This is a genomic window from Kitasatospora sp. NPDC051984, from assembly GCF_044593455.1.
Classification (GTDB): domain Bacteria; phylum Actinomycetota; class Actinomycetes; order Streptomycetales; family Streptomycetaceae; genus Kitasatospora.
This window is the reverse complement of record NZ_JBIUCB010000004.1, coordinates 13,939-35,573: the sequence shown is the minus strand read 5'-3', so window position 1 is coordinate 35,573 and position 21,635 is coordinate 13,939. Positions and strand designations below refer to the sequence as shown.

Genomic DNA, 21,635 nt, shown 5'->3' with positions numbered 1-21,635 from the left:
GAACACGCACGAAACCGGCCCTGACCGGCCCCGTTCCGACGCGCGCCCGCCCGGCACCGCTGCCTACGCTGATCATGACCCCCACGCACCGCAGCAGCGAAGAGGACACCCGTGTACGCAGCCCCCGACCGCATGCACAAGCCGGACGCCGAACTGGTCGAGCTGGTCTTCGACTACATGCGCGAACGGCTGCAGTACGACCCCGTGCCCCTCGACCACCCCGGCGACGGCGCCCACCTGCGGGAAGTCCTCGCCGGACTGCTCAACGACCGCGGCAACAACCCCGCCGACGTGCTCAAGCTGTACGACCACGAGCTGTCCCGCGCCGTCATCTCCGCCGACAGCCCGCGCTACCTGTCCTTCATCCCGTGCGCCCCCACCAAGGCCGCCCTGCTGTTCGACATGGTGGTCTCCTGCGCCTCCCTGCAGGGCATCTCCTGGCTGGAGGCGGCCGGCGCGATCGCCGCCGAGAACCAGGTGCTGCGGCTGATAGCCGACCGGGCCGGCCTGCCCGCCACCGCCGGTGGCGTCTTCGTCTCCGGCGGCTCGGCCGGCAACCTGTCCGCGCTGGTGGTCGCCCGCGACACCGCCCGCCGCCGCTTGGGCGTCGGTCCGGAGGCCCGGCTGCGGATCGCCGTCGCCGACCAGGTGCACTCCTCGGTCAAGAACACCTTCAACATCATCGGCGTCGAGGCCTTCCCCATCCCCGCCGTCGACCGCCGCCTCACCGGCGCCGCCCTGCGCGCCGCCCTCGACGCCGACCCGCACCCCGAGACCGTCATCGCCGTGGTCGGCACCGCCGGCACCACCAACGAAGGCATCATCGACGACCTCGCGGGCATCGCCGAGGTCGCCCGCGAACGCGAGCTCTGGTTCCACGTGGACGGCGCGTACGGCGGCGCCGGACTGTTCGCCCCCTCGGTGCGCGAGCGCTACAACGGCATCGAGCACGCCGACTCCTTCGTGGTCGACCCGCACAAGTGGCTGTTCGCCCCGTTCGACTGCGCCGCGCTGCTCTACCGCGACCCGCGCCTGGCCCGCGCCGTGCACACCCAGGACGCCGGCTACCTGGACGTCCTGCACACCGAGGGCGACGAGTGGAACCCCACCGACTACGCCTACCACCTCACCCGGCGCGCCCGCGGCCTCCCGCTCTGGTTCTCGCTCGCCGTCCACGGCGTCCAGGCATACACCGACGCCATCGAGACCGGCCTGCGGCTGGCCCAGGACACCGCGCAGCTGATCCGCGACACCGAGCACCTCGAACTGCTCCACGACCCGCAGCTGTCCGCGGTCTGCTTCCGCCGCACCGGCTGGACCCACGACGACTACTACCGCTGGTCCCGGCAGCTGCTCGCCGACCAGATCGGCTTCGTCACCCCCACCGGCTGGGACGGCGAGACGGTCGCCCGGTTCGCCTTCCTGCACCCCGGCACCACCATGGAGATGGTCCAGGAGATCCTCGACACCATGCGCTGACCGGTCGGCGGACCGAACGGCGGCTACAGGTAGCCGCCGTTAGGGATGTACGGGGCCGGTGGGCGCATCCCGCGGACCGCCAGGTAGCCGCGGGTGGTCAGCGACAGCCCCAGGTCCAGGCCCACGTCCACCGCCCACTCCTGCTCGGCGGTCAGGAACTCCACATCCGCGTCGGTGCCCTCCGGCACCCGGGCCAGCGCCTCCCGCAGCAGCCGGGCGGCGATCCGCTTCGAGGTGGCGGCCACCAGCTGGACGGTGCCGCCGTCCCGGTAGCAGTAGCCGGTGCCGGCCAGGGTGTCCGCGATCAGCAGCTCCTCGAAGTGCGCCAGCATGAACGCGTGGTCCGGGCCGTGCGCCGCGCCCCGCAGCCGCCGGTCCACCGAGTCCAGCAGGTGCAGGTGCGAGGCGTTGCCCGCGTGCACCGGAATGTCCCCCGGGTCCAGCAGCCGCTCCCGGTCCACCCGGCCGGTCAGCCGCATCGTCGGGTGCAGCGTGAACCCGGCCGCCCGGTAGCGGCGCGCGGCCGCAGGCGACGGCGAGGCGCACAGCATCCCGCGCAGACAGCCCCGCCCGTACGCGGCGGCCCGTTCCAGCAGCAGCCGCCCCACGCCCTGCCCCTGCGCGGACGGCAGCACCACGAACAGCGCCAGCACCCACACGCCCTCACGGCGCAGCGACAGCGCCGCCCCCACCGGCTCACCGTCCTGCTCGGCGATCCAGCACCCCTGCGGGTCGGTGACGGCCAGGTGCCGCGAACGCGCGAGCCGGCGGATCCGGGACGGCGCGTCCGCCGGCTCCGGCTCGGCGTCCGCCGGCCGGCCGTCCAGGTCGCGGAACGCCGCCCGGGAGACCCGGTTCACTGCTTCGGCGTCCTCGGCGGTGTCTCTCAGCTGACGAATGATCACCGTCACATCCTGCTGTGCCCGCGGTGCGGGCGGTAGCGGTTTGCCCGAGCGACCCGTGACCGCCCCCGCCCGGTGTGCGAGCATGGGGTACGTGGGGGAGTGGGCGACGAAAAATGTCCCCCGAACGCACCACCTTCCGGAAATGAATCCGGGAGGCCGCTGGTTGGCACTGGCGGATTACAGTCGTCACAGACCGGGAGTAAGCATGACCGTCCAGGACGAGACCACCGTCGAGAGTGGCATCCTCCTCACCGATGCCGCCGCGGCCAAGGTCAAGGGCCTGCTGGAGCAGGAGGGCCGCGAGGACCTCGCTCTGCGCGTCGCCGTGCAGCCCGGCGGCTGCTCGGGCCTGCGTTACCAGCTGTTCTTCGACGAGCGTTCGCTGGACGGCGACGTCGTCAAGGACTTCAACGGTGTCAAGGTCGTCACCGACCGGATGAGCGCCCCGTACCTGGGCGGCGCCACCGTCGACTTCGTCGACACCATCGAGAAGCAGGGCTTCACCATCGACAACCCGAACGCCACCGGCTCCTGCGCCTGCGGCGACTCGTTCAGCTAAGCCCTATTACGGCGCGAACGACGAGGGCGGCTCCCCACCAGGGGGGCCGCCCTCGGGGCTTTCCGGGGTCAGCGCGGGCCGCCGGCTCCCACCCCGCCGGTCTGTGGCGGCACCTGGTCGCCGGTCGCGGTGTCCACCACGCCGCCGCCGTTCATCGGCCGGGGCAGGGTGACCGTCGCCTCCTGCTCCTTCATCAGCTGCGGGCAGGCCTTGCCGGGCTCGGCGGTCTTGGTGACCACGATCCGCAGCTTCACGGTCGGCGGGGCGTCCTCCTCCAGACGCACCCCGTACTTGTCGCACACCCCGGCGGTGTAGAACACCGTCAACTGGGTCGGGCTGTCCTGCCGGTAACCCGTCACGGGGATCTTCACCGCGGTCGGCGGGTGCTCGCCGACGGCGATCCCCGGGCTGGTCGGCGAGGACTGCGGGCTGCTGCCGGTACCGGCGGACGGGGTGGCGGACGGCGAGTCCGGGGCCGCGGTGCCCGGGCCGGGAGTCGCGTCGGTGGCCGCGGTCGGGCCGGATCCGGTCGCGATCGCCGGGGTGCCGGAACTGCCGCACGCGGTCAGCAGCCCGGCGGCGAGGGACACGGCGGCCAGCGCCAGGACGGTCCGGCGCGCGTGCGAGGGCTTGGCGGAGACGGCTGCGGTCCTGTCGTCCATGATCTGCGTTCCTCCCGGGGGTCACGCGGCGCCGCTGGAGCGGCACCGCGTCGCTTTGACGTGCCCGGGAGGAAACCGGTTCCCGCTACTCGCCGAACTCCGGCATCCCCGCCACCACCCGGCGGGCCTCCACCGGTACCTCGACGCCCAACACCGTCGGCACCGACCGCACCGGACCCGGACCGGTGGCCGGCCAGAACCGGCCCAGCCGGCGCGAGGAGTCCAGCAGATCGGCCAGCGACTCGGCATCGACGTCGTACGCGCCGGTGAACAGCTGGCGGGGGGAGTGATCGATCACCATGCGGAACCAGCTCCGATCGCCGCGCCGCGGCCACGGCACCGCGGACTGGACGGGGGCCGCGTCCGGCCCCCGTACTCGCGACCCTAGGACGCTCCGGCCACCCGCAACAGGCCTACCCATGGGTAGTACCGGATCGGGCGGGTACCTTAGGTGAGTTGATGTCCGCCGCTCCGGCCACCGCCGGGCAGCCCGAGGAGAACCCCGTGCGCATCGCCGTCGCCGGCTCGATCGCCACCGACCACCTGACGACCTTCCCCGGACGCTTCTCCGACCAGCTGGTCCCCGAGCAGCTGCACACGGTGTCCCTGTCGTTCCTGGTCGACACCCTGGACATCCGGCGCGGCGGCGTCGGCCCGAACATCGCCTTCGGCATGGGCGTCCTCGGCCTGCACCCGATCCTGGTCGGCGCGGCCGGCGCGGACTTCACCGAGTACCGCAGCTGGCTCGACCGCCACGGCGTCGACACCGAGTCCGTGCACATCTCCGAGACCCGGCACACCGCCCGGTTCATGTGCACCACCGACCAGGACCACAACCAGATCGCGTCCTTCTACACCGGCGCGATGGCCGAGGCCCGCAACATCGAGCTCAAGCCGATCGCCGACCGGGTCGGCGGCCTCGACCTGGTCCTGATCGGCGCGGACGACCCCGCCGCGATGGTGCGGCACACCCAGGAGTGCCGCACCCGCGGCTACGCCTTCGCCGCCGACCCCTCCCAGCAGCTCGCCCGCCTCGAGGGCGACGACATCCGGGAGATCGTCAACGGCGCGGCCTACCTGTTCACGAACGAGTACGAAGCCGCGCTGATCGAGTCCAAGACCGGCTGGTCCTCCGACGAGATCCTGAGCCGCGTCGGCACCCGGGTCACCACCCTCGGCCCGAAGGGCGTCCGCATCCAGCGCGAGGGCGAGCCCGACATCCTGGTCGGCTGCGCCACCGAGGAGCGCAAGGCCGACCCCACCGGCGTCGGCGACGGCTTCCGGGCCGGCTTCCTCGCGGGCCTCTCCTGGGGCCTCGGCCTCGAGCGCGCCGCGCAGGTCGGCTGCATGCTGGCGACCCTGGTCATCGAGACCGTCGGCACCCAGGAGTACGAGCTGCGCGGCGGCCACTTCCTGGAGCGCTTCGAGGCTGCCTACGGGGCGGACGCGGCGGCCGAGATCCGCGGCAACCTGTAAGTCTGTCTTTCAGGGGCCCGGGGAACGGCGGGGCCGAGACTGCTGGTGAGCAACGGGGCGTAGAGCGTCGGGTTGTTTCGGGTTCCTGTCTTTGACCCGACGCAGCACGACCTCCCGATGGGCTCCGACCGCCAGCAGTCATGGCCTCGCCGTTCCCCGAGCCCCTTTTTATGCCTCCGTCGCTTTGACCACCAGGTACGCCGTGCCGTGGGTGGCACCGTATTCGGTGGCAGGGGTTTCGCCCGCGTAGGTGTGGCCACACATGTCGCACCAGGCGGGGATGTCGTGGCGGGCCGCTTCGTCGTCGGAGAGGACGGCGATGCGGCCGCCGGGGGCGACGGCGGGGATGCGCTTGGCGAGTTCGATGATCGGCAGCGGGCAGCGCTTGCCGAGGGTGTCGAGGACCAGGGCGTCGCTGGTGGTGGCCGGGGCGGGGAGGTCCAGGCCGAGCGGGGCGCGGATGTCGGCGACGACGCGGGGGAGTACGTCGAGGAAGCGCTCCACGTCCGCGGTGGCGGTGCCGGGCGGGAGCGAGACGCGGACGTTGCCTTCGGTGAGGACGCCCATCGCGGCCAGGACGTGGCTGGGCGTCAGCGTGCTGGAGGTGCAGGAGGAGCCGGAGTTGACGGCGAAGCCGGCCCTGTCGAGTTCGCCGAGCAGCACCTCGCCGTCCACGTACAGGCAGGAGAAGGTGACCAGGTGGGGGAGGCGGAGTTCGGGGTGGCCGACCACCTCGACCTCGGGGATCAGCTGCGGGACCCGGTGCCGGATCAGTTCGACCAGGGCGCGCAACCGGGCGTTCTCGGCCTCGGCCTCGGCCCGGACCGCGCGCAGCGACGCGGCGGCGGCCACGATCGCGGGGACGTTGACGTAGCCCGGCACCCGCCCGTTCTCCCGGTCGTCGGCGGGCAGCGGCGAGACGTACCGGACGCCCTTGCGGACGGCCAGCACCCCGACGCCGGCCGGGCCGCCCCACTTGTGGGCGCTGGCCGTCAGCACCGACCAGCCGGCGGGCACCGGCAGCCGGCCGGCGCTCTGCGCGGCGTCCACCAGCAGCGGGACGTCCCCGCTGAGTGCGGCGGTCTCGGCGACCGGCTGCAGGGTGCCGACCTCGTGGTTGGCGGACTGCAGGACGGCCAGCGCGGTGTCCGGCCGCAGCGCGGTGGCGAACTCGGCGGCGTCGACGCGGCCGTGACGGTCGACCGGGACGGCAGTGGCGCTGCCGCCGTCGGCCTCCCAGCGTTCGGCGGTGTGCAGCACGGCGGAGTGCTCGACCGCGGAGTGCACCAGGTGGGCGCCGCGACGGCGGTTGCCGCGCAGGGTCCCGAGGATGCCCAACTGGACGGCCTGGGTGCCGGATGCGGTGAAGACGATCTCGTCGGCCCGGGCGCCGAGTACCTCGGCGACGGTCTCCCGGGCGGCGTCGAGCAGCATGCGGGCCTGCCGGCCGGAGCGGTGCAGCCGGGCCGGGTCGGCCCAGCCTTCGTCGAGGGCGGCGAGCAGCGCCTGCCGGGCGACGGGGTGCGGCGGAGCGGTGGAAGCGGCGTCGAAGTAGGGCACGGGGCCACCGTAGACGACGCCCCATACGGGGGGATTCCTCCCGGCTTCCGAGGGAGCCGACGGCCCGTCACCCGCGTGTCGCAGTGCGGTCGCCCGTTCGGTCGTGGGAGGCTCAGAAGTCCGCCATGACCTGCGACTCCGTCCGCCCTTCCGGGGCGCTTCACCCCTCGGGGGCTGATCGGGTAGCCGGGCGGCGCGTTAGCGGGGGCTGCCCGTGAGTGCCGCATAAGGATGGAGTAGCGTTTGGCCCGCATAAGCATTCAAACCGTGCCCGTGGCCGGACCGCCGGGGAGACCAGACAAGGACTCCTGAGGGTGGTGCGTTCGCGGGCGAGACTTCGGGAAGGCGCTACGTGAGTCCCAACGGCTCCGACCGCTCGCCGCGGCGCACGATGCGGCGGAAGCTGCCTCAGGCGCTGGCACTGGGCCTCGTCATCGCGACCGCCACCGGCTGCTCGGCCAACGACCTGCCCAGGCTTGGCCTCCCCAGTCCCGTCACCAAGGAAGGCCCGCTGGTCCTTCACATGTGGCAGGGCTCGTGGATCGCGGCTCTGGTTGTTGGTGCATTGATGTGGGGTCTGATCCTCTGGAGCGTGATCTTCCACCGGCGCAGCCGCACCAAGGTGGAGGTCCCTGCTCAGACCCGGTACAACGTGCCCATCGAGGCGCTGTACACCGCGGTCCCCCTCGTCATCGTCTCGGTGCTGTTCTACTTCGTCGCGCGCGACGAGTCCACCCTGACGAAGGTCTCCGAGAAGCCCCAGCACACCATCAACGTGGTGGGCTTCCAGTGGAGTTGGGCGTTCAACTACGAGAACAGCGAGATCCCTGACCCGTCGAGCACCACGGCGGCGTACGAGGTCGGCAGCACCAAGGAGGCTCCGACCCTCTACCTGCCGATCAACGAGTCGGTGAAGTTCAAGCTGACCTCCAACGACGTCATCCACGACTTCTGGCCCGTCAACTTCTTGATGAAGATGGACGTCGTCCCGGGTGTGGTCAACGAGTTCGAGGTGACCCCGACGGCGTACGGCACCTACCGCGGCAAGTGCGCCGAGCTCTGTGGTGTCGACCACTCGCGGATGCTCTTCAACGTGAAGGTCGTCTCGCACGACGCGTACGAGGCGCACCTGAAGGAACTCCGCGACAAGGGCCAGGCCGGCGCGGTTCCCGCAGGCATCCTCCCCACGGGAAGTAGTGAAGTGAAGTGACCATCCTCAACGAGCCCGCCGCGGCAGCTGGGGGAGCCGGGGCAGTCACCTCGGGGACTCCGCGTGTGCGCAAGCCGGGCAACACGATCATCAAGTGGCTCACCACCACTGACCACAAGACGATCGGCAGCCTGTACCTGCTGACCTCGTTCGCGTTCTTCCTGATCGGTGGCGTGCTCGCCCTGATTATGCGCGCCGAGCTCGCCCGGCCGGGTACCCAGATCCTGTCGAACGAGCAGTTCAACCAGGCGTTCACCATGCATGGCACGATCATGCTGCTGATGTTCGCCACCCCGCTGTTCTCGGGCTTCGCCAACTGGATCATGCCGCTCCAGATCGGTGCCCCCGACGTCGCGTTCCCGCGTCTGAACATGTTCGCCTACTGGCTGTACCTGTTCGGCTCGATCATCGCGGTGGCGGGCTTCCTGACCCCGCAGGGTGCCGCCGACTTCGGCTGGTTCGCCTACTCGCCGCTGTCGGACGCCGTCCGCTCGCCGGGCATCGGCGCCGACATGTGGATCATGGGCCTGGCCTTCTCCGGCTTCGGCACCATCCTCGGTGCGGTCAACTTCATCACCACCATCATCTGCATGCGCGCCCCCGGCATGACGATGTTCCGGATGTCGATCTTCGTCTGGAACACCCTGCTGACCGCCGTGCTGATCCTGCTGGCCTTCCCGGTGCTGGCCGCCGCGCTGTTCGCCCTGGAGGCGGACCGCAAGTTCGGGGCACATGTCTTCGACCCGACCAACGGTGGCGCCATGCTGTGGCAGCACCTGTTCTGGTTCTTCGGTCACCCCGAGGTCTACATCATCGCGCTGCCGTTCTTCGGCATCGTCTCGGAGATCATTCCGGTCTTCAGCCGCAAGCCGATGTTCGGCTACTCCGGCCTGATCGCCGCGACCATCGCCATCGCCGGCCTCTCGGTGACGGTGTGGGCGCACCACATGTACGTGACCGGCCAGGTTCTGCTGCCGTTCTTCTCGTTCATGACCTTCCTGATCGCGGTCCCGACCGGTGTGAAGTTCTTCAACTGGGTCGGCACCATGTGGAAGGGCTCGCTGAGCTTCGAGACCCCGATGCTCTGGACGGTCGGCTTCCTGGTCACCTTCCTGTTCGGTGGTCTGACGGGTGTGCTGCTCGCCTCCCCGCCGATCGACTTCCACGTCTCGGACTCGTACTTCGTCGTCGCGCACTTCCACTACGTGGTGTTCGGCACCGTCGTCTTCGCGATGTTCGCCGGCTTCCACTTCTGGTGGCCGAAGATGACCGGCAAGATGCTGGACGAGCGCCTCGGCAAGATCACCTTCTGGACGCTGTTCTTCGGCTTCCACACCACCTTCCTGGTCCAGCACTGGCTCGGCGCGGAGGGCATGCCCCGCCGCTACGCCGACTACCTGGCCTCGGACGGCTTCACCACGCTGAACACGGTGTCGACCATCGGCTCGTTCCTGCTGGGCCTGTCGATGCTGCCGTTCCTCTACAACGTGTGGAAGACCGCCAAGTACGGCGAGAAGGTCACCACCGACGACCCGTGGGGCTACGGCCGTTCGCTGGAGTGGGCGACCTCCTGCCCGCCGCCGCGGCACAACTTCACCACGCTGCCGCGTGTCCGCTCGGAATCCCCGGCGTTCGACCTGCACCACCCGGAGATCGCCGCGCTGGACTACCTCGAGAACCACGGCGAGACGGCGAAGCACTTCGAGGGTGTCACGCCCGCGCAGTACGACCGCCCGTCCCTGGGCAAGGGCAAGGAGAGTGACGCCCGATGAAGGAACAGGGAAAGATCTTCGCGGGTCTGGCCGTCTTCACGCTGGCCATCGCCATCACGTACTTCGTGTGGACGACCAAGTCGGACCACGGCCTGGAGGCCGCCGGTACGACCGCGCTGTTCCTGGCCTTCGGCCTGTGTGCCTTCATCGGCTTCTACCTGGCGTTCACCGCCAAGCGGGTGGACACCGGTGCGGGTGACAACCCCGAGGCCGAGGTCTCGGACGACGCCGGCGAGCTGGGCTTCTTCGCCCCGCACAGCTGGCAGCCGCTCTCCCTGGCCCTCGGTGGCGCGCTGGCCTTCCTGGGCGTCATCTTCGGCTGGTGGCTGCTGTTCTGGTCGATCCCGGTCATCCTGATCGGCCTGTTCGGCTGGGTCTTCGAGTTCTACCGCGGCGAGAACCAGAACCAGTAAGGGTTCCGGATCGAGCAAGCCGTACGGCGGGCCGGGTACTCCCCTCGGGGAGTGCCCGGCCCGTCGGCGTTGGGGCGCCCTTCCGGAAATTCCCCCGCGCGGGTTACCCGGAGTGCCGCCGGGGTGACGCCTTCCTACGCTTCGAGGCAGGTTCCAACCTGGGAGGTTCCGTTGAAGGGCTCTCGGATAGTCAGTACCCGGACCACGCTGGTCGCCCTGCTGATGATCACACCGGCCGCGGCCTGTTCCACCAGCGGCTCGTCCGCGAAGCACTCGCCCCACCAGATCGACGTGGCACCGCTGATCCACACGTCGGCCGCCGGGGAGAAGGCCGACCCTGCGAAGGCGTTCAGCATCACCACGGAGGGCGCCGCCAAGCTCGGCGAGATCACCGTCACCGGCCCCGACGGAAAGCCCGTCGCCGGACAGCTCTCCGCCGACCAGCAGCACTGGGAGACCACCGATCCGCTCCGGGCCGGCGCCGGATACACCGTCAAGGTGACCGCCGAGGACGGCAAGGGTGGCCACGGCGAGGCGGACTCCACCTTCACCACCACGCCCGCGGAGCACGTCGTCAGCGCCGAACTCGGCCCCGACAGCTCCGGCAGCGGCGTCTACGGCGTCGGCCAGCCGCTCACCGTGACGCTGTCCGAGAAGGTCACCGACCCGGCGGCCCGGCAGCAGATAGAACGCGGTCTGACCGTCACCTCGCAGCCCGCCGTGACCGGCGCCTGGTACTGGGTAGACGACCAGAACCTGCACTTCCGCCCGGAGGACTACTGGCCGTCCAACACCACCGTCAAGCTCGCCTACGACCTGCCCGGCATCCGGATAGCCGACGGCATCTACGGCGGCGAGGAGAAGAGTCTGGCGCTGCGGACCGGCGACCGGATCGAGGCGGTCATCGACGCGGGCAGCGACGAGCTGACGTACAAGCGCAACGGCGAAGTGGTCAGGACCATCCCGGTCACCACCGGCAAGCCGGGCTTCGACACCCGCAACGGCGTCAAGGTCGTGCTCGGACAGGAGGCCGACGTCCGGATGAGCGGCGAGACCATAGGCATACCGAACGGCAGCAGCGAGTCCTACGACCTGGACGTGAAGTGGGCGACCCGGGTCACCTGGAGCGGTGAGTACGTCCACGCGGCGCCCTGGTCGACCTGGGCGCAGGGCCGGGAGAACGTCAGCCACGGCTGCACCGGCATGAGCACCGACGACGCGAAGTGGTTCTTCGACAACACCCGGGTCGGCGACCTCGTACAGGTGGTCAACAGCATGGGCCACGAGATGGAGCCGTTCGGCAACGGCTTCGGCGACTGGAACGTGGACTGGGACGAGTACGTCAAGCACAGTGCCCTCGGCAAGCCGGTGAACACGGCGGAGCCGGCGGGCGGGACGAACACCGCACCCGTCCCCGACCTCAGCGCCCCGGCCGCGGGGCGGTAGCGGCACCGCGGCGAGGGCCGCCCGGCAGGAGCACAGGCTCCTGCCGGGCGGCCCTCGTTGTGCCCGTCAGCGGTGGACGGCGTCCAGCGCGGTCAGGACGGCGGCCAGCGCCTCGTCGCGGGTGAGGCCGAGGCGGGCGGTGCGGGCGGCGTACTCGGCGGCGGCGTCGGCCGCCAGGCGGTGCGAGGTGTCGCCGGTGGGGGCGATGGTGGTGCCGGCCCGGCCGCGGGTCTCGACCACGCCGTCCGCCTCGAGTTCGCGGTAGGCGCGGGCCACCGTGTTGGCGGCCAGGCCGAGTTGCTCGGCCAGCGCGCGGACGGTGGGGAGCTTCAGACCGGTCGGGAGTTCACCCGTACGGGCCTGGGCCGCGATCTGCGAGCGCACCTGCTCGTAGGGCGGCGTGGAGGAGAGAGGGTCGATCGCCACGTGCACCCGGTCAACATAACAGGGCGCCGGGCCGGTGCCGGAGAAATATGCCAGAACCCCCACCGGCCGAAGCCGATGGGGGTTCTGACGTGGCGTGACAGCTAGGGATCAGTGGTGGCCGTGGCCGCTGGTGATCTCCAGGTACTCCTCGGAGGTGGGCTTGGCGATCTGGTTGCCCTCGCCGTAGTAGCCCTCGGAGAGCTTCGTCCGGGTCTTGGCGACCAGGCCGGCCTTGCGGGCCACACCGTTCTCGTCGACCTCGGCGGGCAGCTCCAGCGGCTGGGGCTGCTCGTGCGAGGTGAGGGTGTGCAGGTCCTTCTGCGACAGCGGCGTGTGGACCTCGACGAACTCACCGTGCGGCAGGCGCTTGATGATGCCCGACTCGCGGCCGTGCAGCACCTTCTCCTTGTCGCGGCGCTGCAGGCCGAGGCACCAGCGCTTGGTGACGAAGAAGGTGATGACCGGCACCACGAAGAAGCCGACACGGACCATGTAGGTGATCGTGTTGATCGACATGTGCAGGTGCGTGGCGAACAGGTCGTTGCCACCGCCGACCAGCAGGACCAGGTACAGCGAGATCCAGGACGCGCCGAGCGCGGTACGGACCGGAGCGTTGCGCGGGCGGTCCAGGATGTGGTGCTCGCGCTTGTCGCCGGTGATCCAGGACTCGATGAACGGGTAGACCGCGATCGCGACCAGGACCAGCGGGAAGATCATCAGCGGGATGAACACACCCAGGTTCAGGGTGTGGCCGCCCCAGACGGAGATCTCCCAGCCCGGCATGAAGCGGATCAGGCCTTCGGCGAAGCCCATGTACCAGTCGGGCTGGGCGTCGGTCGACACCTGGTCCGGACGGTACGGGCCGTACGCCCACACCGGGTTGATGGTGGCGACCGCCGACATCACCGCGATGATGCCGAACACCAGGAAGAAGAAGCCACCGGCCTTGGCCATGTAGACCGGCATCAGCGGCATGCCGACGACGTTCTTCTCGGTCTTGCCCGGGCCCGCCCACTGGGTGTGCTTGTGGTAGAAGACCAGGATCAGGTGCGCGACCAGCAGGCCCAGCATGATGCCCGGGATGAGCAGCACGTGGATGGTGAAGAAGCGCGGGATGATGTCGGTGCCCGGGAACTCGCCGCCGAACAGGAACATCTGGATGTAGGTGCCGACGATCGGCACCGCCAGGATCGCGCCTTCCATGAAGCGGATACCGGTACCCGACAGCAGGTCGTCCGGCAGCGAGTAGCCGAAGAAGCCGTCGAAGAAGCCCAGGCACAGCAGCAGGAAGCCGAACAGCCAGTTGATCTCACGGGGCTTGCGGAACGCGCCGGTGAAGAAGACGCGCATCATGTGCACGAACATCGCGGCGACGAAGACCAGCGCGGCCCAGTGGTGGATCTGGCGGATCAGCAGACCGCCGCGGATCTCGAAGCTGATGTCGACCGTGGAGGCGTAGGCCTCCGACATCCGGATGCCGTTCAGCGGCAGGTAGGAACCGTGGTAGACGGTCTCCGCCATGCTCGGCTTGAAGAACAGCGTCAGGTACACACCCGTGAGGATGATGATGATGAAGCTGTAGAGGCAGATCTCACCGAGCATGAAGGACCAGTGGTCCGGGAAGATCTTGCGCAGGTTGGCCTTGGCCAGGGAGTAGATCCCCAGCCGGCCGTCGACCCAGTCCGCAGTCGCCTCGGCCTTGTTGGCGGGCTTGGCGCGCGTGCTGGCCGGCTTGGAGGCACCAGTGGTGGTGCCGCTCGCGGTGCTCATCGCTTGCGCTCCCAGTAACTCGGGCCGACGGGCTCGTCGAAGTCGCCGGTGGCGATCAGGAAGCCCTGCTCATCGGTGGTGATCTTCAGCTGGGGCAGCGGGTGGCCGGCCGGGCCGAAGATGACGCGAGCGCCGTCCGCCAGGTCGAAGGTCGACTGGTGGCAGGGGCAGAGCGCGTGGTGGGTCTGCTGCTCGTACAGCGAGATCGGGCAACCGACGTGGGTGCAGATCTTCGAGTAGGCGAGGATGCCCTCGAAGCCCAGGCCGGCGGACTTGGCGTCCTTGATGTCCTCCGGAGCGATCCGGACGAGCATCAGGGCGTCCTTGGCGATCTGCTGCTGGAAGGCCTCGTCCGACTCCTCCAGGCCGTGCGGCTTGGCGAAGGTCAGCGAGCCCTGAATGATGTCCTCGGGCTTCATCGGCTGGTCGGTGTTCATGTTGACCAGGCGGATCGGCTTGGCCGGGGTCGCCTCGACCCAGCCGGTGTTGAGGAGCTTCTTCTCCGGCAGCGGGCCGAGGTCGCGCAGCAGCACCACACCGGACAGCGGCACCAGGGCCATCGAACCGATCAGGGTGTTGCGGATCATCTTGCGACGGCCGAAGCCGGACTCCGCGGCACCGGTCTTGAACTGCTCGATGACGTCGTTGCGGACCTCGTCGGAGGCCTCGATCGGGTGACGCTCGGCCGGCAGCTCGTGGTCCGACATCAGGGTTCGGGCCCAGTGGACCGCGCCCGCGCCGATGCAGAACAGCGCCACGCCGAGGGTCATGCCCAGGGCGAAGTTGAGGGCGCTGACGTGACCCAGCGGGAAGATGTAGACGAGCTTGTCGGCGTCGATCGCGGCGTAGGACGCGATGAAGCCGACGGTCGCCAGCATCGACACCACGAACATCAGCGACACCTGGCGCTCGGCCCGCTTGGCGGCCCGCTCGTCGATGTCGGTCCGACGCGGCTCGTGGGCCGGCAGGCCCGGGTCGGCGAACGGGTCGTCGTGGGAGACGACCTCAGCGCCGTGGGAGGCGTCGTGCGCCTCCGGCAGGTTCTCTGACATGTCGTGGCTCATGACTTCTTGGCCTTGGTGGTGTGGGCGGCGACCCAGATCGCGATCGCGATCAGCACGCCGATACCGAAGATCCAGGCGAACAGGCCCTCGGTGAAGGGGCCGAGGCTACCCAGGGCCAGACCACCGGGGTTCGGCGCGTTGTTGGTGTTCTGGACGTACGCGATGATCTCGCGCTTCTGCTCCTCCGGCATGGTGGTGTCGGGGAACGAAGGCATGTTCTGCGGGCCGGTCTGCATGGCCTCGTAGATGTGCTTGGAGTCCACGCCCTCAAGGGACGGGGCGTACTTGCCGTCGGTCAGCGCGCCGCCCTTGCCGGCGAAGTTGTGGCACTGGGCGCAGTTGGTGCGGAACAGCTCGCCACCCTTGGCGACCTGCTCGGCGTTGGTGACCTTGTCCTCGGACGGCTGGTACTGCTCCGTGGTCGGAGTGACCGGGCCCGGGCCCAGCGACGCCACGTAGGCGGCCAGCTGGTCGATCTCGGACTGGGCGTAGACGGTCTTCTTGCGCGGGACCTGCGCGCCCGGCTGCTGGGCCGGCATGCGGCCGGTGCCGACCTGGAAGTCGACAGCAGCAGAGCCGACGCCGACCAGCGACGGACCGTCAGAAGTGCCCTGGCCGTTCAGGCCGTGGCAGGAGGAGCAGCCGACGGCGAAGAGCTTCTTGCCCTCGTCGATGGCGAGCGACTGCGAGGAGCTGTCGGCCTGCGCCTTCTCGGCGGGCGCGAAAGCGGCGTACAGCCCCCCGGTGGCCGCCAGGGCGAGAAGTAGAACGACGACCGCCGCCAGTGGGTGGCGCCGTCGTGCGGAGAGCTTTTTCACGGAATAACCCCGGTGTCAGGATCTGGTCGGCAGCAGCCTGCCCCCGACTCCCATGCGTCGGAACGACGCCGGGTCAGGGGCGGGGCGGCTGTTACTTGATCAGGTAGATGGTCGCGAACAGGCCGATCCACACAACGTCGACGAAGTGCCAGTAGTACGACACCACGATCGCCGCAGTGGCCTGCTCGTGGGTGAAGCGCCGCGCCGCGTAGGTCCGGCCGAGGACCAGCAGGAAGGCGATCAGACCACCCGTCACGTGGAGTCCGTGGAAGCCGGTGGTCAGGTAGAACACCGTGCCGTACGGGTCGGAGGACAGCGAAAGGCCGTCCTTCTTGACCAGGTCGGTGTACTCGAAGATCTGGCCGCCGATGAAGATGGCGCCCATCACGAAGGTGACCACGAACCAGGAACGCAGCTTCTTCACGTCACCGCGCTCGGCGGCGAACACGCCGAGCTGGCAGGTGAGCGAGGAGAGCACCAGGATCGTGGTGTTGACCGAGGAGAAGGGCACGTTGAGGGCATGGGCCTTCTCGTGCCAGAACTCGGCGCCCTTGACCGAGCGGAGGGTGAAGTACATCGCGAACAGGGCCGCGAAGAACATCAGCTCCGAGCTCAGCCAGACAATGGTTCCCACGCTGACCAGGTTCGGCCTGTTGACCGCTCCGTGCGCGTGTCCGGTTTCTGTTGCTGTTGCTGTCGCCACGACGGACATTATGTCGGTCCCTTATTCCGTCTTCACGCCGGGGGGTCTCCCTCGGAGTGTCCGGTGCGTGCGGTATGCCCGCCTCGACCCCGGTCCGTTTTCTGACGGTTGTTCGGACCGGGTGGGCGAACTGGGCTGCCGGGGTGAGCCGGTGGCGCGGCGGCTTGAGCGAGATCGCGTCGGGGTCTCTTCAGGACGGGCCCGCCGGAGTAGCATCCGTCCCAGGACGTGGTCCGGGTCACACTGGGCCGTTCGGCCGGGGGCCGCGCGCAGTCGCGGTCCGCGCGAACACAGTGGACACATATAAGAGGACGAGCACCAGGAAGCAGGGGACATGGCGCAGCACTCCGACGAGACGCTCACCGTTCTCGTCTACAGCGACGACCGCAACACCCGTGAGCAGGTGACCCTCGCTCTCGGCCCCCGCCCCGCCGGGGACGTCCCCGCCCTGGAGTACTTGGAGTGCGCCACCGCCCCCGCGGTGCTCCGGGCCCTGGAGAAGGGCGGCGTCGACCTGTGCGTGCTGGACGGCGAGGCGGTGCCCGCGGGCGGACTCGGCCTCACCCGGCAGCTGAAGGACGAGATCTACGGCTGCCCGCCGGTGCTGGTGCTGATCGGCCGCCCGCAGGACTCCTGGCTGGCCGCCTGGAGCCGGGCCGACGCGGCGATCTCGCACCCCGTCGACCCGGTGGCGCTGGCCGACGCCGCGACCACGCTGCTGCGGGCCCGGGTGGCCCGGCGGGCACCGGCCGCGCGCTGACGCTTTCCGGCAGGTGTCTCAGCCGGCGTCTCAACTGGAGAGAAGGGGACGGCAAGTAAGGGCGGCCGTCCCCGCGCGCTCGATAGGCTGACTCCATTCCTCTGCGACAAGACGAGAGCTGGAGACGGCCATGGTGAACGTGCACTCTGCGAACGGCGGTAGCGACCCCGCGCAGGTGGTTCGCTCCTGGCCCGACCTCCTGATGGCCCTGATGCGCGGCGAGGACCTCGCCCAGGCCGACACCGCCTGGGCGATGGACCGGATCATGAGCGGCGAGGCCAGCCCCGTGCAGGTGGCCGGCTTCCTGATCGCGCTGCGCGGCAAGGGCGAGACGGTCGAGGAGATCTCCGGCCTGGTCGAGGCGATGTACGCGCACGCCGTGCCGCTGGACATCCCCGGGCCGGCCGTCGACATCGTCGGCACCGGCGGCGACCGCGCCAAGACCGTCAACATCTCCACCATGTCGGCGGTGGTCGCCGCGGCGGCCGGCGCGAAGGTGGTCAAGCACGGCAACCGGGCCTCCTCCTCGGCGTCCGGCTCCTCGGACGTGCTCGGGCGGCTCGGCATCAACCTGGACCTGTCGGCCCCGCGGGTCGCGGCAGTGGCCGAGGAGGTCGGGCTGACCTTCTGCTTCGCCGCCAAGTTCCACCCCTCGATGCGGCACACCGCGCAGGCCCGCGCCGAACTCGCCGTCCCCACCGTGTTCAACATCCTCGGCCCGCTCACCAACCCCGCCAAGGTCGGCGCCCACGCGGTCGGCTGCTTCGACACCCGGCTGGCCGGACTGATCGCCGGTGTGCTGGCCCGGCGCGGCGGGCAGGGACTGGTGTTCCGGGGTGACGACGGGCTCGACGAGCTGACGATCACCACCACGTCGCACGTCTGGGTGATCCGGGACGGGCAGGTGACCGAGACCCAGTTCGACCCGCGCGAGGTCGGGATCGAGCTGGTCGGGATCGAGGCGCTGCGAGGCGCGGACGCGGAGTTCAACGCGGCGGTCGCGCGGCGGGTGCTGAACGGGGAGCGCGGGCCGGTGCGGGACGCGGTGCTGCTCAACAGCGCGGCCGCGCTGGTGGCGCTGGAGCTGACGGACGCGCCGCTGGGTGAGCAGCTCGCGGCGGGGATGGTGCGGACGGCTGCGGCGATTGACTCCGGGGCGGCGGGGGAGTTGCTGAAGCGGTGGGCGGAGGCTACGCAGTAGCGGGGCCTTGAACCAACGGTCCGTCCGGGGAGGGGAGTTGCTCCTGTCCGGGCGGATCTTTCCGCTTGTGGGGGGCTGGTCGCGCAGTTCCGCCCCCTCGCTTCGCTGGGGGTACCCCCAGCGCCCCTGATGGGGCCACTGTGACTGGGTGTCAGGGGTGGGGCGTCCACGTTCTGGACGGGGGTTGAGGTCGTGGGCTGCTCGTGTATGGTCTTGCGCAGGTCATGAGTGGCAGCGCCAAGCCCCAGCTTGCTGTCCGGCAACCCTCCGTCCGTGGCGGGGTGCCCTGGGTGAGGACCGGGCTGCGTGGCGATCCGTCTGCGCGGCAAGCGCGGACTTCCGGTTGATGCACCCCGGGGTCCTTACCCTGTGGAGGAGTGCATCCATGTCTGTGACCGCCGAGATCTGTGAGCCGCTGGCCGTGCTGGGCCAGGACGTCGAGGTGCCGTTGGCGTCGGGCGAGAAGGTCGGGTACGCGGCGCTGGACTACGCGGCGAGCGCGCCGGCGCTGGCCCGGGTGTGGGAGGACGTGGCGGCGTACGCGCCGTACTACGGGTCGGTGCACCGGGGGGCCGGATACCTGTCGCAGCTGTCGACGGACCTGTTCGAGCAGAGCCGCCGGACCGTCGAGGAGTTCCTGGACCTCCGGGACGGCGACCAGGTGGTGTTCACCCGGGCGACCACCGACTCGTTGAACCTGCTGGCCGGTGCGGTGCCCGTCGGGACCGAGGTGTTCGCGTTCGAGACCGAGCACCACGCTTCGCTGCTGCCGTGGCGGCGTGAGGGATTGACGGTGCGCTACCTGCGGGCGCCGCGTTCGCACGGCGAGGCGGTGGCCGCGCTGGAGGAGGCGCTGCTGGGGGCGGCCGGGGGGCCGAAGCTGTTCTGCGTGACCGGGGCGTCGAACGTCACCGGTGAGCTGTGGCCGGTCAAGGAGCTGACCGAGGTCGCGCACCGGTACGGCGCCCGGGTGGTGCTGGACGCGGCCCAGCTGGCGCCGCACCACCGGGTCTCGGTGCGGGAGTTGGACGTCGACTGGATCGCGTTCTCCGGCCACAAGCTGTACGCGCCGTTCGGTGCCGGCGTGCTGGCCGGGCGGTCGGACTGGCTGGACGCGGCGGAGCCGTACCTGGCCGGTGGCGGGGCGAGCCGGACGGTGGCCCGGGAGCTGGACGGCTCGGTGGCGGTGGAGTGGCACACCGGCCCGGCCCGGCACGAGGCCGGTTCGCCGAACGTGATCGGCGCGTACGCGATCGCCTCGGCCTGCCGGGCGCTCACCGAGGCGGGCTTCGAGGAGCTGGAGGCCCGGGAGCGGGCGCTGGTGGCGAAGCTGACCGAGGGCCTGGCGGCGATCCCCGAGGTGCGGGTGCTCAGCCTGTTCGGTGAGGGCTCCGACCGGGTCGGCGTGGTGTCCTTCGTGGTGCGCGGCTGGAACAGCTCGCACTTCTCGGCCGCGCTGTCCGCCGAGTACGGCATCGGCGTGCGGGACGGGCTGTTCTGCGCGCACCCGCTGGTGCGGACGCTGCTGGGCGGGGAGGACGCCGCGCCCAGCCAGTGCGGGGCGCCCGAGCCGTCGCTGCCCGGGGAGCGCAGCCTGAACGCGATCCGGGTCAGCTTCGGCGCCGGCACCCCCGTCGAGCACCTGGACCGGTTCCTGACGGCCGTTCGGGACCTGGTGACCGACGGCGCGCGGTGGAGCTACCGCAACGAGGGCGGGCGCTGCGTCGCGGACACTCGGCAGCGCTGAGCGGCTACTCGCCCAGGCCGAGCGAGAACGCGGCCTCCAGGTCGTGCTGCGAGTAGGTGCGGAAGGCGATGTGGGTCTCGGTGTTGGAGACGCCCGGGACCTTGTTGAGGCGGCCGGGGATCACGTCGGCCAGATCCTCGTGGCCCCGGACCCGCACCATCGCGACCAGGTCGTAGGTGCCGGTGACGGAGTAGACCTCGCTGACGCCCTCGATGGCCGCGATCGCCTCGGCGATCTCGGGGATCCGGTCGACGCTGGTGTTGATGAGGACGATCGCGGTGATCACTGAGCAACTCCTGTTCGAGAAGGTGCGCCAAGGGTATCGCCCGCCGGACGGGCGGCCCAGGCGAACAGCCAGCCCGTCACGAAGCCGATCACATGCACCAGATAGGCCACCCCGCTGCCGCCCGAACTGACGGACCAGCCCTGCAGCGCGAACCACAGGCCGAGCACCAGCCAGGCCGGGAAACGCAGTGGCAGGAACAACAGAACCGGCACCAGCACCGTCACGCGGGCTCTCGGCCACAGCCGCAGGTACGCGCCCAGCACCCCCGCGATCGCGCCGGACGCGCCGACCAGGGCGCGCATCCCGTCCGCGGTGTGCGCCTCGGCCACCGCGTAGCCGTAGGTGGCCAGGTAGCCGATCGCCAGGTAGCCGACCAGGAAGCGCACCCGGCCCAGCCGGGCCTCCACGGCCGGGCCGAAGACGAACAGGAACAGCAGGTTGCCCAGCAGGTGCAGCCACCCCGCGTGGACGAACAGTGAAGTGAGGACGGAGAGTTCGGGGATCTTGGAGGGGGTCGGCGGCAGCGCGCAGCCCGGGGTCGCCGGGGCGAGTGAGGACAGCTGGGAGGCCGTCAGGGGGTGGCCGCTCAGCAGCTCGGCGGGCACCGCGCCCCAGCGGTGCTCGTAGCGCTGCTCGGCGCAGATCCGGGCGTCGCCGCTGCCGTACACCGGGTTCAGACCGGCCGGGCCGGCCACCAGGACCAGCGCGGACAGCGCGATCAGGAGGTGGGCGACGACCGGGGTGCGGGCGGTCCCCCCGGCCGTCGGCGAACCGGCCCGGGCGGGGGCGGAGAGCACCATGCCGATGAGCATTCCTCGGGGGCGCACTCGCGACACCGGGCGCTGCTCCGGACGGGTGAGCGTCCGGGCTGTGGACCGGTGATCCGGCCGCCGCGGCACAGGCAATAGGGTGGAGGCCCGTAAACGGGGACCAGCCGAGAGGGACCACTGATGACCATTGCCGCGCCGACCGCCGAGACCCGCTGGCGCTGCACCCTGTGCGGCAACCTCACCCGCTTCGACGTCACCCGGTCCTCCCGCGTGATCGACTTCGTGCACTTCGACCTGTCCGGCGACTCCAAGGTGGAGGAGACCCAGGTGCTCTCCGAGACCATCGAGTCGGTGCGCTGCCGCTGGTGCAACGCCGTGGACCAGGTCGAGCTGGTCGCCCGCCCGGGCGCCGAGGAGCCCGAGGACGGCGGCCCCGCGCAGGGCTGACACGCTTCCACCGCCCCGCGTCCCCGTCCGCGCCCCGGACCGGGGCGCGGGGCGGACTCGTCGGCGGGGTGCTGTCGGTGCGGCACGGTAGACGGGACAATTGCAAGCAGCGGCGGACACCAACGCCCCCGGCACCCGCCGGGGCCCGCCCGGATCAGGAT

Annotated in this window: 22 protein-coding genes and 1 riboswitch; of the genes, 11 read left to right on the top strand and 11 right to left on the bottom strand. The window is 70.3% G+C overall.

The features are described 5' to 3' along the window. Positions 1–111: 111 nt before the first annotated feature. Positions 112–1,479 (top strand): pyridoxal phosphate-dependent decarboxylase family protein, encoded by a 1,368-nt coding sequence (locus ACIHEI_RS09425; RefSeq protein WP_396606210.1) that lies wholly within the window; start codon positions 112–114, stop codon positions 1,477–1,479. Positions 1,480–1,502: 23 nt separating this feature from the next. Here ACIHEI_RS09425 and ACIHEI_RS09420 read toward each other — a convergent pair whose 3' ends face one another. Then, entirely contained in the window at positions 1,503–2,384 is an 882-nt protein-coding gene (locus ACIHEI_RS09420) for a GNAT family N-acetyltransferase (protein WP_387643617.1), read from the bottom strand. Between the two features lie 205 nt (positions 2,385–2,589). Here ACIHEI_RS09420 and erpA point away from each other — a divergent pair, with 205 nt between their 5' ends. Continuing rightward, positions 2,590–2,943 carry an iron-sulfur cluster insertion protein ErpA gene (gene erpA, locus ACIHEI_RS09415; RefSeq protein ID WP_387643620.1) on the top strand — a complete coding sequence of 118 codons (354 nt, stop codon included), beginning with the start codon at positions 2,590–2,592 and terminating at the stop codon, positions 2,941–2,943. A 68-nt stretch (positions 2,944–3,011) separates the two neighbouring features. Here erpA and ACIHEI_RS09410 read toward each other — a convergent pair whose 3' ends face one another. Next, positions 3,012–3,605, bottom strand: coding sequence for a hypothetical protein (locus tag ACIHEI_RS09410; protein ID WP_396606209.1), 594 nt, complete (start codon positions 3,603–3,605; stop codon positions 3,012–3,014). Positions 3,606–3,690: 85 nt separating this feature from the next. Then, complete coding sequence (locus ACIHEI_RS09405; RefSeq protein ID WP_387643625.1) at positions 3,691–3,906, bottom strand: hypothetical protein; 216 nt, start codon at positions 3,904–3,906, stop codon at positions 3,691–3,693. Between the two features lie 203 nt (positions 3,907–4,109). Here ACIHEI_RS09405 and ACIHEI_RS09400 point away from each other — a divergent pair, with 203 nt between their 5' ends. Beyond that, positions 4,110–5,081 (top strand): carbohydrate kinase family protein, encoded by a 972-nt coding sequence (locus tag ACIHEI_RS09400; protein WP_392947986.1) that lies wholly within the window; start codon positions 4,110–4,112, stop codon positions 5,079–5,081. Positions 5,082–5,249: 168 nt separating this feature from the next. On the opposite strand, the gene ACIHEI_RS09395 is transcribed toward ACIHEI_RS09400, so the two are convergent. After that, a complete protein-coding gene (locus ACIHEI_RS09395) occupies positions 5,250–6,641 on the bottom strand; it encodes a cysteine desulfurase/sulfurtransferase TusA family protein (protein WP_396606208.1) in 1,392 nt (463 codons plus the stop codon). Between the two features lie 352 nt (positions 6,642–6,993). On the opposite strand from ACIHEI_RS09395, the gene coxB reads away from it, so the two are divergent. From coxB to ACIHEI_RS09375, 4 genes are all read left to right on the top strand, one after another. Further along, on the top strand, positions 6,994–7,851 hold the full coding sequence (coxB, locus tag ACIHEI_RS09390) for a cytochrome c oxidase subunit II (RefSeq protein WP_387643629.1): 858 nt from the start codon (positions 6,994–6,996) through the stop codon (positions 7,849–7,851). Next, entirely contained in the window at positions 7,848–9,623 is a 1,776-nt protein-coding gene (gene ctaD / locus ACIHEI_RS09385; RefSeq protein ID WP_392947968.1) for a cytochrome c oxidase subunit I, read from the top strand. The genes coxB and ctaD overlap by 4 nt, the downstream gene beginning before the upstream one ends. Further along, positions 9,620–10,036 (top strand): cytochrome c oxidase subunit 4, encoded by a 417-nt coding sequence (locus ACIHEI_RS09380; RefSeq protein WP_387643635.1) that lies wholly within the window; start codon positions 9,620–9,622, stop codon positions 10,034–10,036. The genes ctaD and ACIHEI_RS09380 overlap by 4 nt, the downstream gene beginning before the upstream one ends. Before the next feature lie 171 nt (positions 10,037–10,207). Continuing rightward, positions 10,208–11,482: an Ig-like domain-containing protein gene (locus tag ACIHEI_RS09375; protein ID WP_392955729.1), complete on the top strand. Its 1,275-nt coding sequence runs from the start codon at positions 10,208–10,210 to the stop codon at positions 11,480–11,482. Positions 11,483–11,548: 66 nt separating this feature from the next. Here ACIHEI_RS09375 and ACIHEI_RS09370 read toward each other — a convergent pair whose 3' ends face one another. The 5 genes from ACIHEI_RS09370 to ACIHEI_RS09350 all read right to left on the bottom strand — a co-directional run bounded on the left by ACIHEI_RS09370 (position 11,549) and on the right by ACIHEI_RS09350 (position 16,272). Further along, on the bottom strand, positions 11,549–11,914 hold the full coding sequence (locus tag ACIHEI_RS09370) for a GntR family transcriptional regulator (RefSeq protein WP_387643641.1): 366 nt from the start codon (positions 11,912–11,914) through the stop codon (positions 11,549–11,551). Positions 11,915–12,016: 102 nt separating this feature from the next. After that, positions 12,017–13,678 carry a cytochrome bc complex cytochrome b subunit gene (locus tag ACIHEI_RS09365; RefSeq protein WP_396606207.1) on the bottom strand — a complete coding sequence of 554 codons (1,662 nt, stop codon included), beginning with the start codon at positions 13,676–13,678 and terminating at the stop codon, positions 12,017–12,019. Continuing rightward, on the bottom strand, positions 13,675–14,730 hold the full coding sequence (locus ACIHEI_RS09360; protein WP_392955724.1) for a Rieske 2Fe-2S domain-containing protein: 1,056 nt from the start codon (positions 14,728–14,730) through the stop codon (positions 13,675–13,677). Before ACIHEI_RS09360 ends, ACIHEI_RS09365 begins: the two co-directional genes overlap by 4 nt. Before the next feature lie 8 nt (positions 14,731–14,738). Further along, the gene (locus ACIHEI_RS09355) at positions 14,739–15,560 is read right to left on the bottom strand and encodes a c-type cytochrome (protein WP_392955723.1); all 822 of its coding nucleotides are present in this window, start codon (positions 15,558–15,560) and stop codon (positions 14,739–14,741) included. A 91-nt stretch (positions 15,561–15,651) separates the two neighbouring features. Beyond that, the gene (locus tag ACIHEI_RS09350; RefSeq protein WP_043913532.1) at positions 15,652–16,272 is read right to left on the bottom strand and encodes a heme-copper oxidase subunit III; all 621 of its coding nucleotides are present in this window, start codon (positions 16,270–16,272) and stop codon (positions 15,652–15,654) included. A 325-nt stretch (positions 16,273–16,597) separates the two neighbouring features. On the opposite strand from ACIHEI_RS09350, the gene ACIHEI_RS09345 reads away from it, so the two are divergent. From ACIHEI_RS09345 to ACIHEI_RS09335, 3 genes are all read left to right on the top strand, one after another. Continuing rightward, positions 16,598–17,023 carry a hypothetical protein gene (locus ACIHEI_RS09345; protein ID WP_392955720.1) on the top strand — a complete coding sequence of 142 codons (426 nt, stop codon included), beginning with the start codon at positions 16,598–16,600 and terminating at the stop codon, positions 17,021–17,023. A gap of 130 nt (positions 17,024–17,153) precedes the next feature. Further along, a complete protein-coding gene (gene trpD / locus ACIHEI_RS09340) occupies positions 17,154–18,224 on the top strand; it encodes an anthranilate phosphoribosyltransferase (RefSeq protein ID WP_392955718.1) in 1,071 nt (356 codons plus the stop codon). A 220-nt stretch (positions 18,225–18,444) separates the two neighbouring features. Beyond that, positions 18,445–18,562, top strand: a riboswitch (SAM riboswitch). A gap of 47 nt (positions 18,563–18,609) precedes the next feature. Beyond that, on the top strand, positions 18,610–19,971 hold the full coding sequence (locus tag ACIHEI_RS09335) for an aminotransferase class V-fold PLP-dependent enzyme (protein WP_387643656.1): 1,362 nt from the start codon (positions 18,610–18,612) through the stop codon (positions 19,969–19,971). A gap of 4 nt (positions 19,972–19,975) precedes the next feature. On the opposite strand, the gene ACIHEI_RS09330 is transcribed toward ACIHEI_RS09335, so the two are convergent. Both ACIHEI_RS09330 and ACIHEI_RS09325 read right to left on the bottom strand, forming a co-directional pair. Continuing rightward, entirely contained in the window at positions 19,976–20,257 is a 282-nt protein-coding gene (locus tag ACIHEI_RS09330; protein WP_387643658.1) for an Lrp/AsnC ligand binding domain-containing protein, read from the bottom strand. Next, positions 20,254–21,057 (bottom strand): rhomboid family intramembrane serine protease, encoded by an 804-nt coding sequence (locus tag ACIHEI_RS09325; protein WP_392955714.1) that lies wholly within the window; start codon positions 21,055–21,057, stop codon positions 20,254–20,256. The genes ACIHEI_RS09330 and ACIHEI_RS09325 overlap by 4 nt, the downstream gene beginning before the upstream one ends. Before the next feature lie 150 nt (positions 21,058–21,207). On the opposite strand from ACIHEI_RS09325, the gene ACIHEI_RS09320 reads away from it, so the two are divergent. Beyond that, the gene (locus ACIHEI_RS09320) at positions 21,208–21,474 is read left to right on the top strand and encodes a hypothetical protein (protein WP_387643664.1); all 267 of its coding nucleotides are present in this window, start codon (positions 21,208–21,210) and stop codon (positions 21,472–21,474) included. The last annotated feature ends 161 nt before the right edge of the window (positions 21,475–21,635 follow it).

Excerpts from the sequence above, each read along its gene's own strand:
- ACIHEI_RS09380 (WP_387643635.1), top strand. The coding sequence starts at position 9,620 with ATGAAGGAACAGGGAAAGATCTTCGCGGGTCTGGCCGTCTTCACGCTG.
- trpD (WP_392955718.1), top strand. The coding sequence starts at position 17,154 with ATGGTGAACGTGCACTCTGCGAACGGCGGTAGCGACCCCGCGCAGGTG.
- ACIHEI_RS09405 (WP_387643625.1), bottom strand. The coding sequence starts at position 3,906 with ATGGTGATCGATCACTCCCCCCGCCAGCTGTTCACCGGCGCGTACGAC.
- ACIHEI_RS09410 (WP_396606209.1), bottom strand. The coding sequence starts at position 3,605 with ATGGACGACAGGACCGCAGCCGTCTCCGCCAAGCCCTCGCACGCGCGC.
- erpA (WP_387643620.1), top strand. The coding sequence starts at position 2,590 with ATGACCGTCCAGGACGAGACCACCGTCGAGAGTGGCATCCTCCTCACC.
- ACIHEI_RS09345 (WP_392955720.1), top strand. The coding sequence starts at position 16,598 with ATGGCGCAGCACTCCGACGAGACGCTCACCGTTCTCGTCTACAGCGAC.
- ACIHEI_RS09335 (WP_387643656.1), top strand. The coding sequence starts at position 18,610 with ATGTCTGTGACCGCCGAGATCTGTGAGCCGCTGGCCGTGCTGGGCCAG.
- ACIHEI_RS09350 (WP_043913532.1), bottom strand. The coding sequence starts at position 16,272 with ATGTCCGTCGTGGCGACAGCAACAGCAACAGAAACCGGACACGCGCAC.
- ACIHEI_RS09325 (WP_392955714.1), bottom strand. The coding sequence starts at position 21,057 with ATGGTGCTCTCCGCCCCCGCCCGGGCCGGTTCGCCGACGGCCGGGGGG.
- ACIHEI_RS09365 (WP_396606207.1), bottom strand. The coding sequence starts at position 13,678 with ATGAGCACCGCGAGCGGCACCACCACTGGTGCCTCCAAGCCGGCCAGC.
- ACIHEI_RS09320 (WP_387643664.1), top strand. The coding sequence starts at position 21,208 with ATGACCATTGCCGCGCCGACCGCCGAGACCCGCTGGCGCTGCACCCTG.
- ACIHEI_RS09360 (WP_392955724.1), bottom strand. The coding sequence starts at position 14,730 with ATGTCAGAGAACCTGCCGGAGGCGCACGACGCCTCCCACGGCGCTGAG.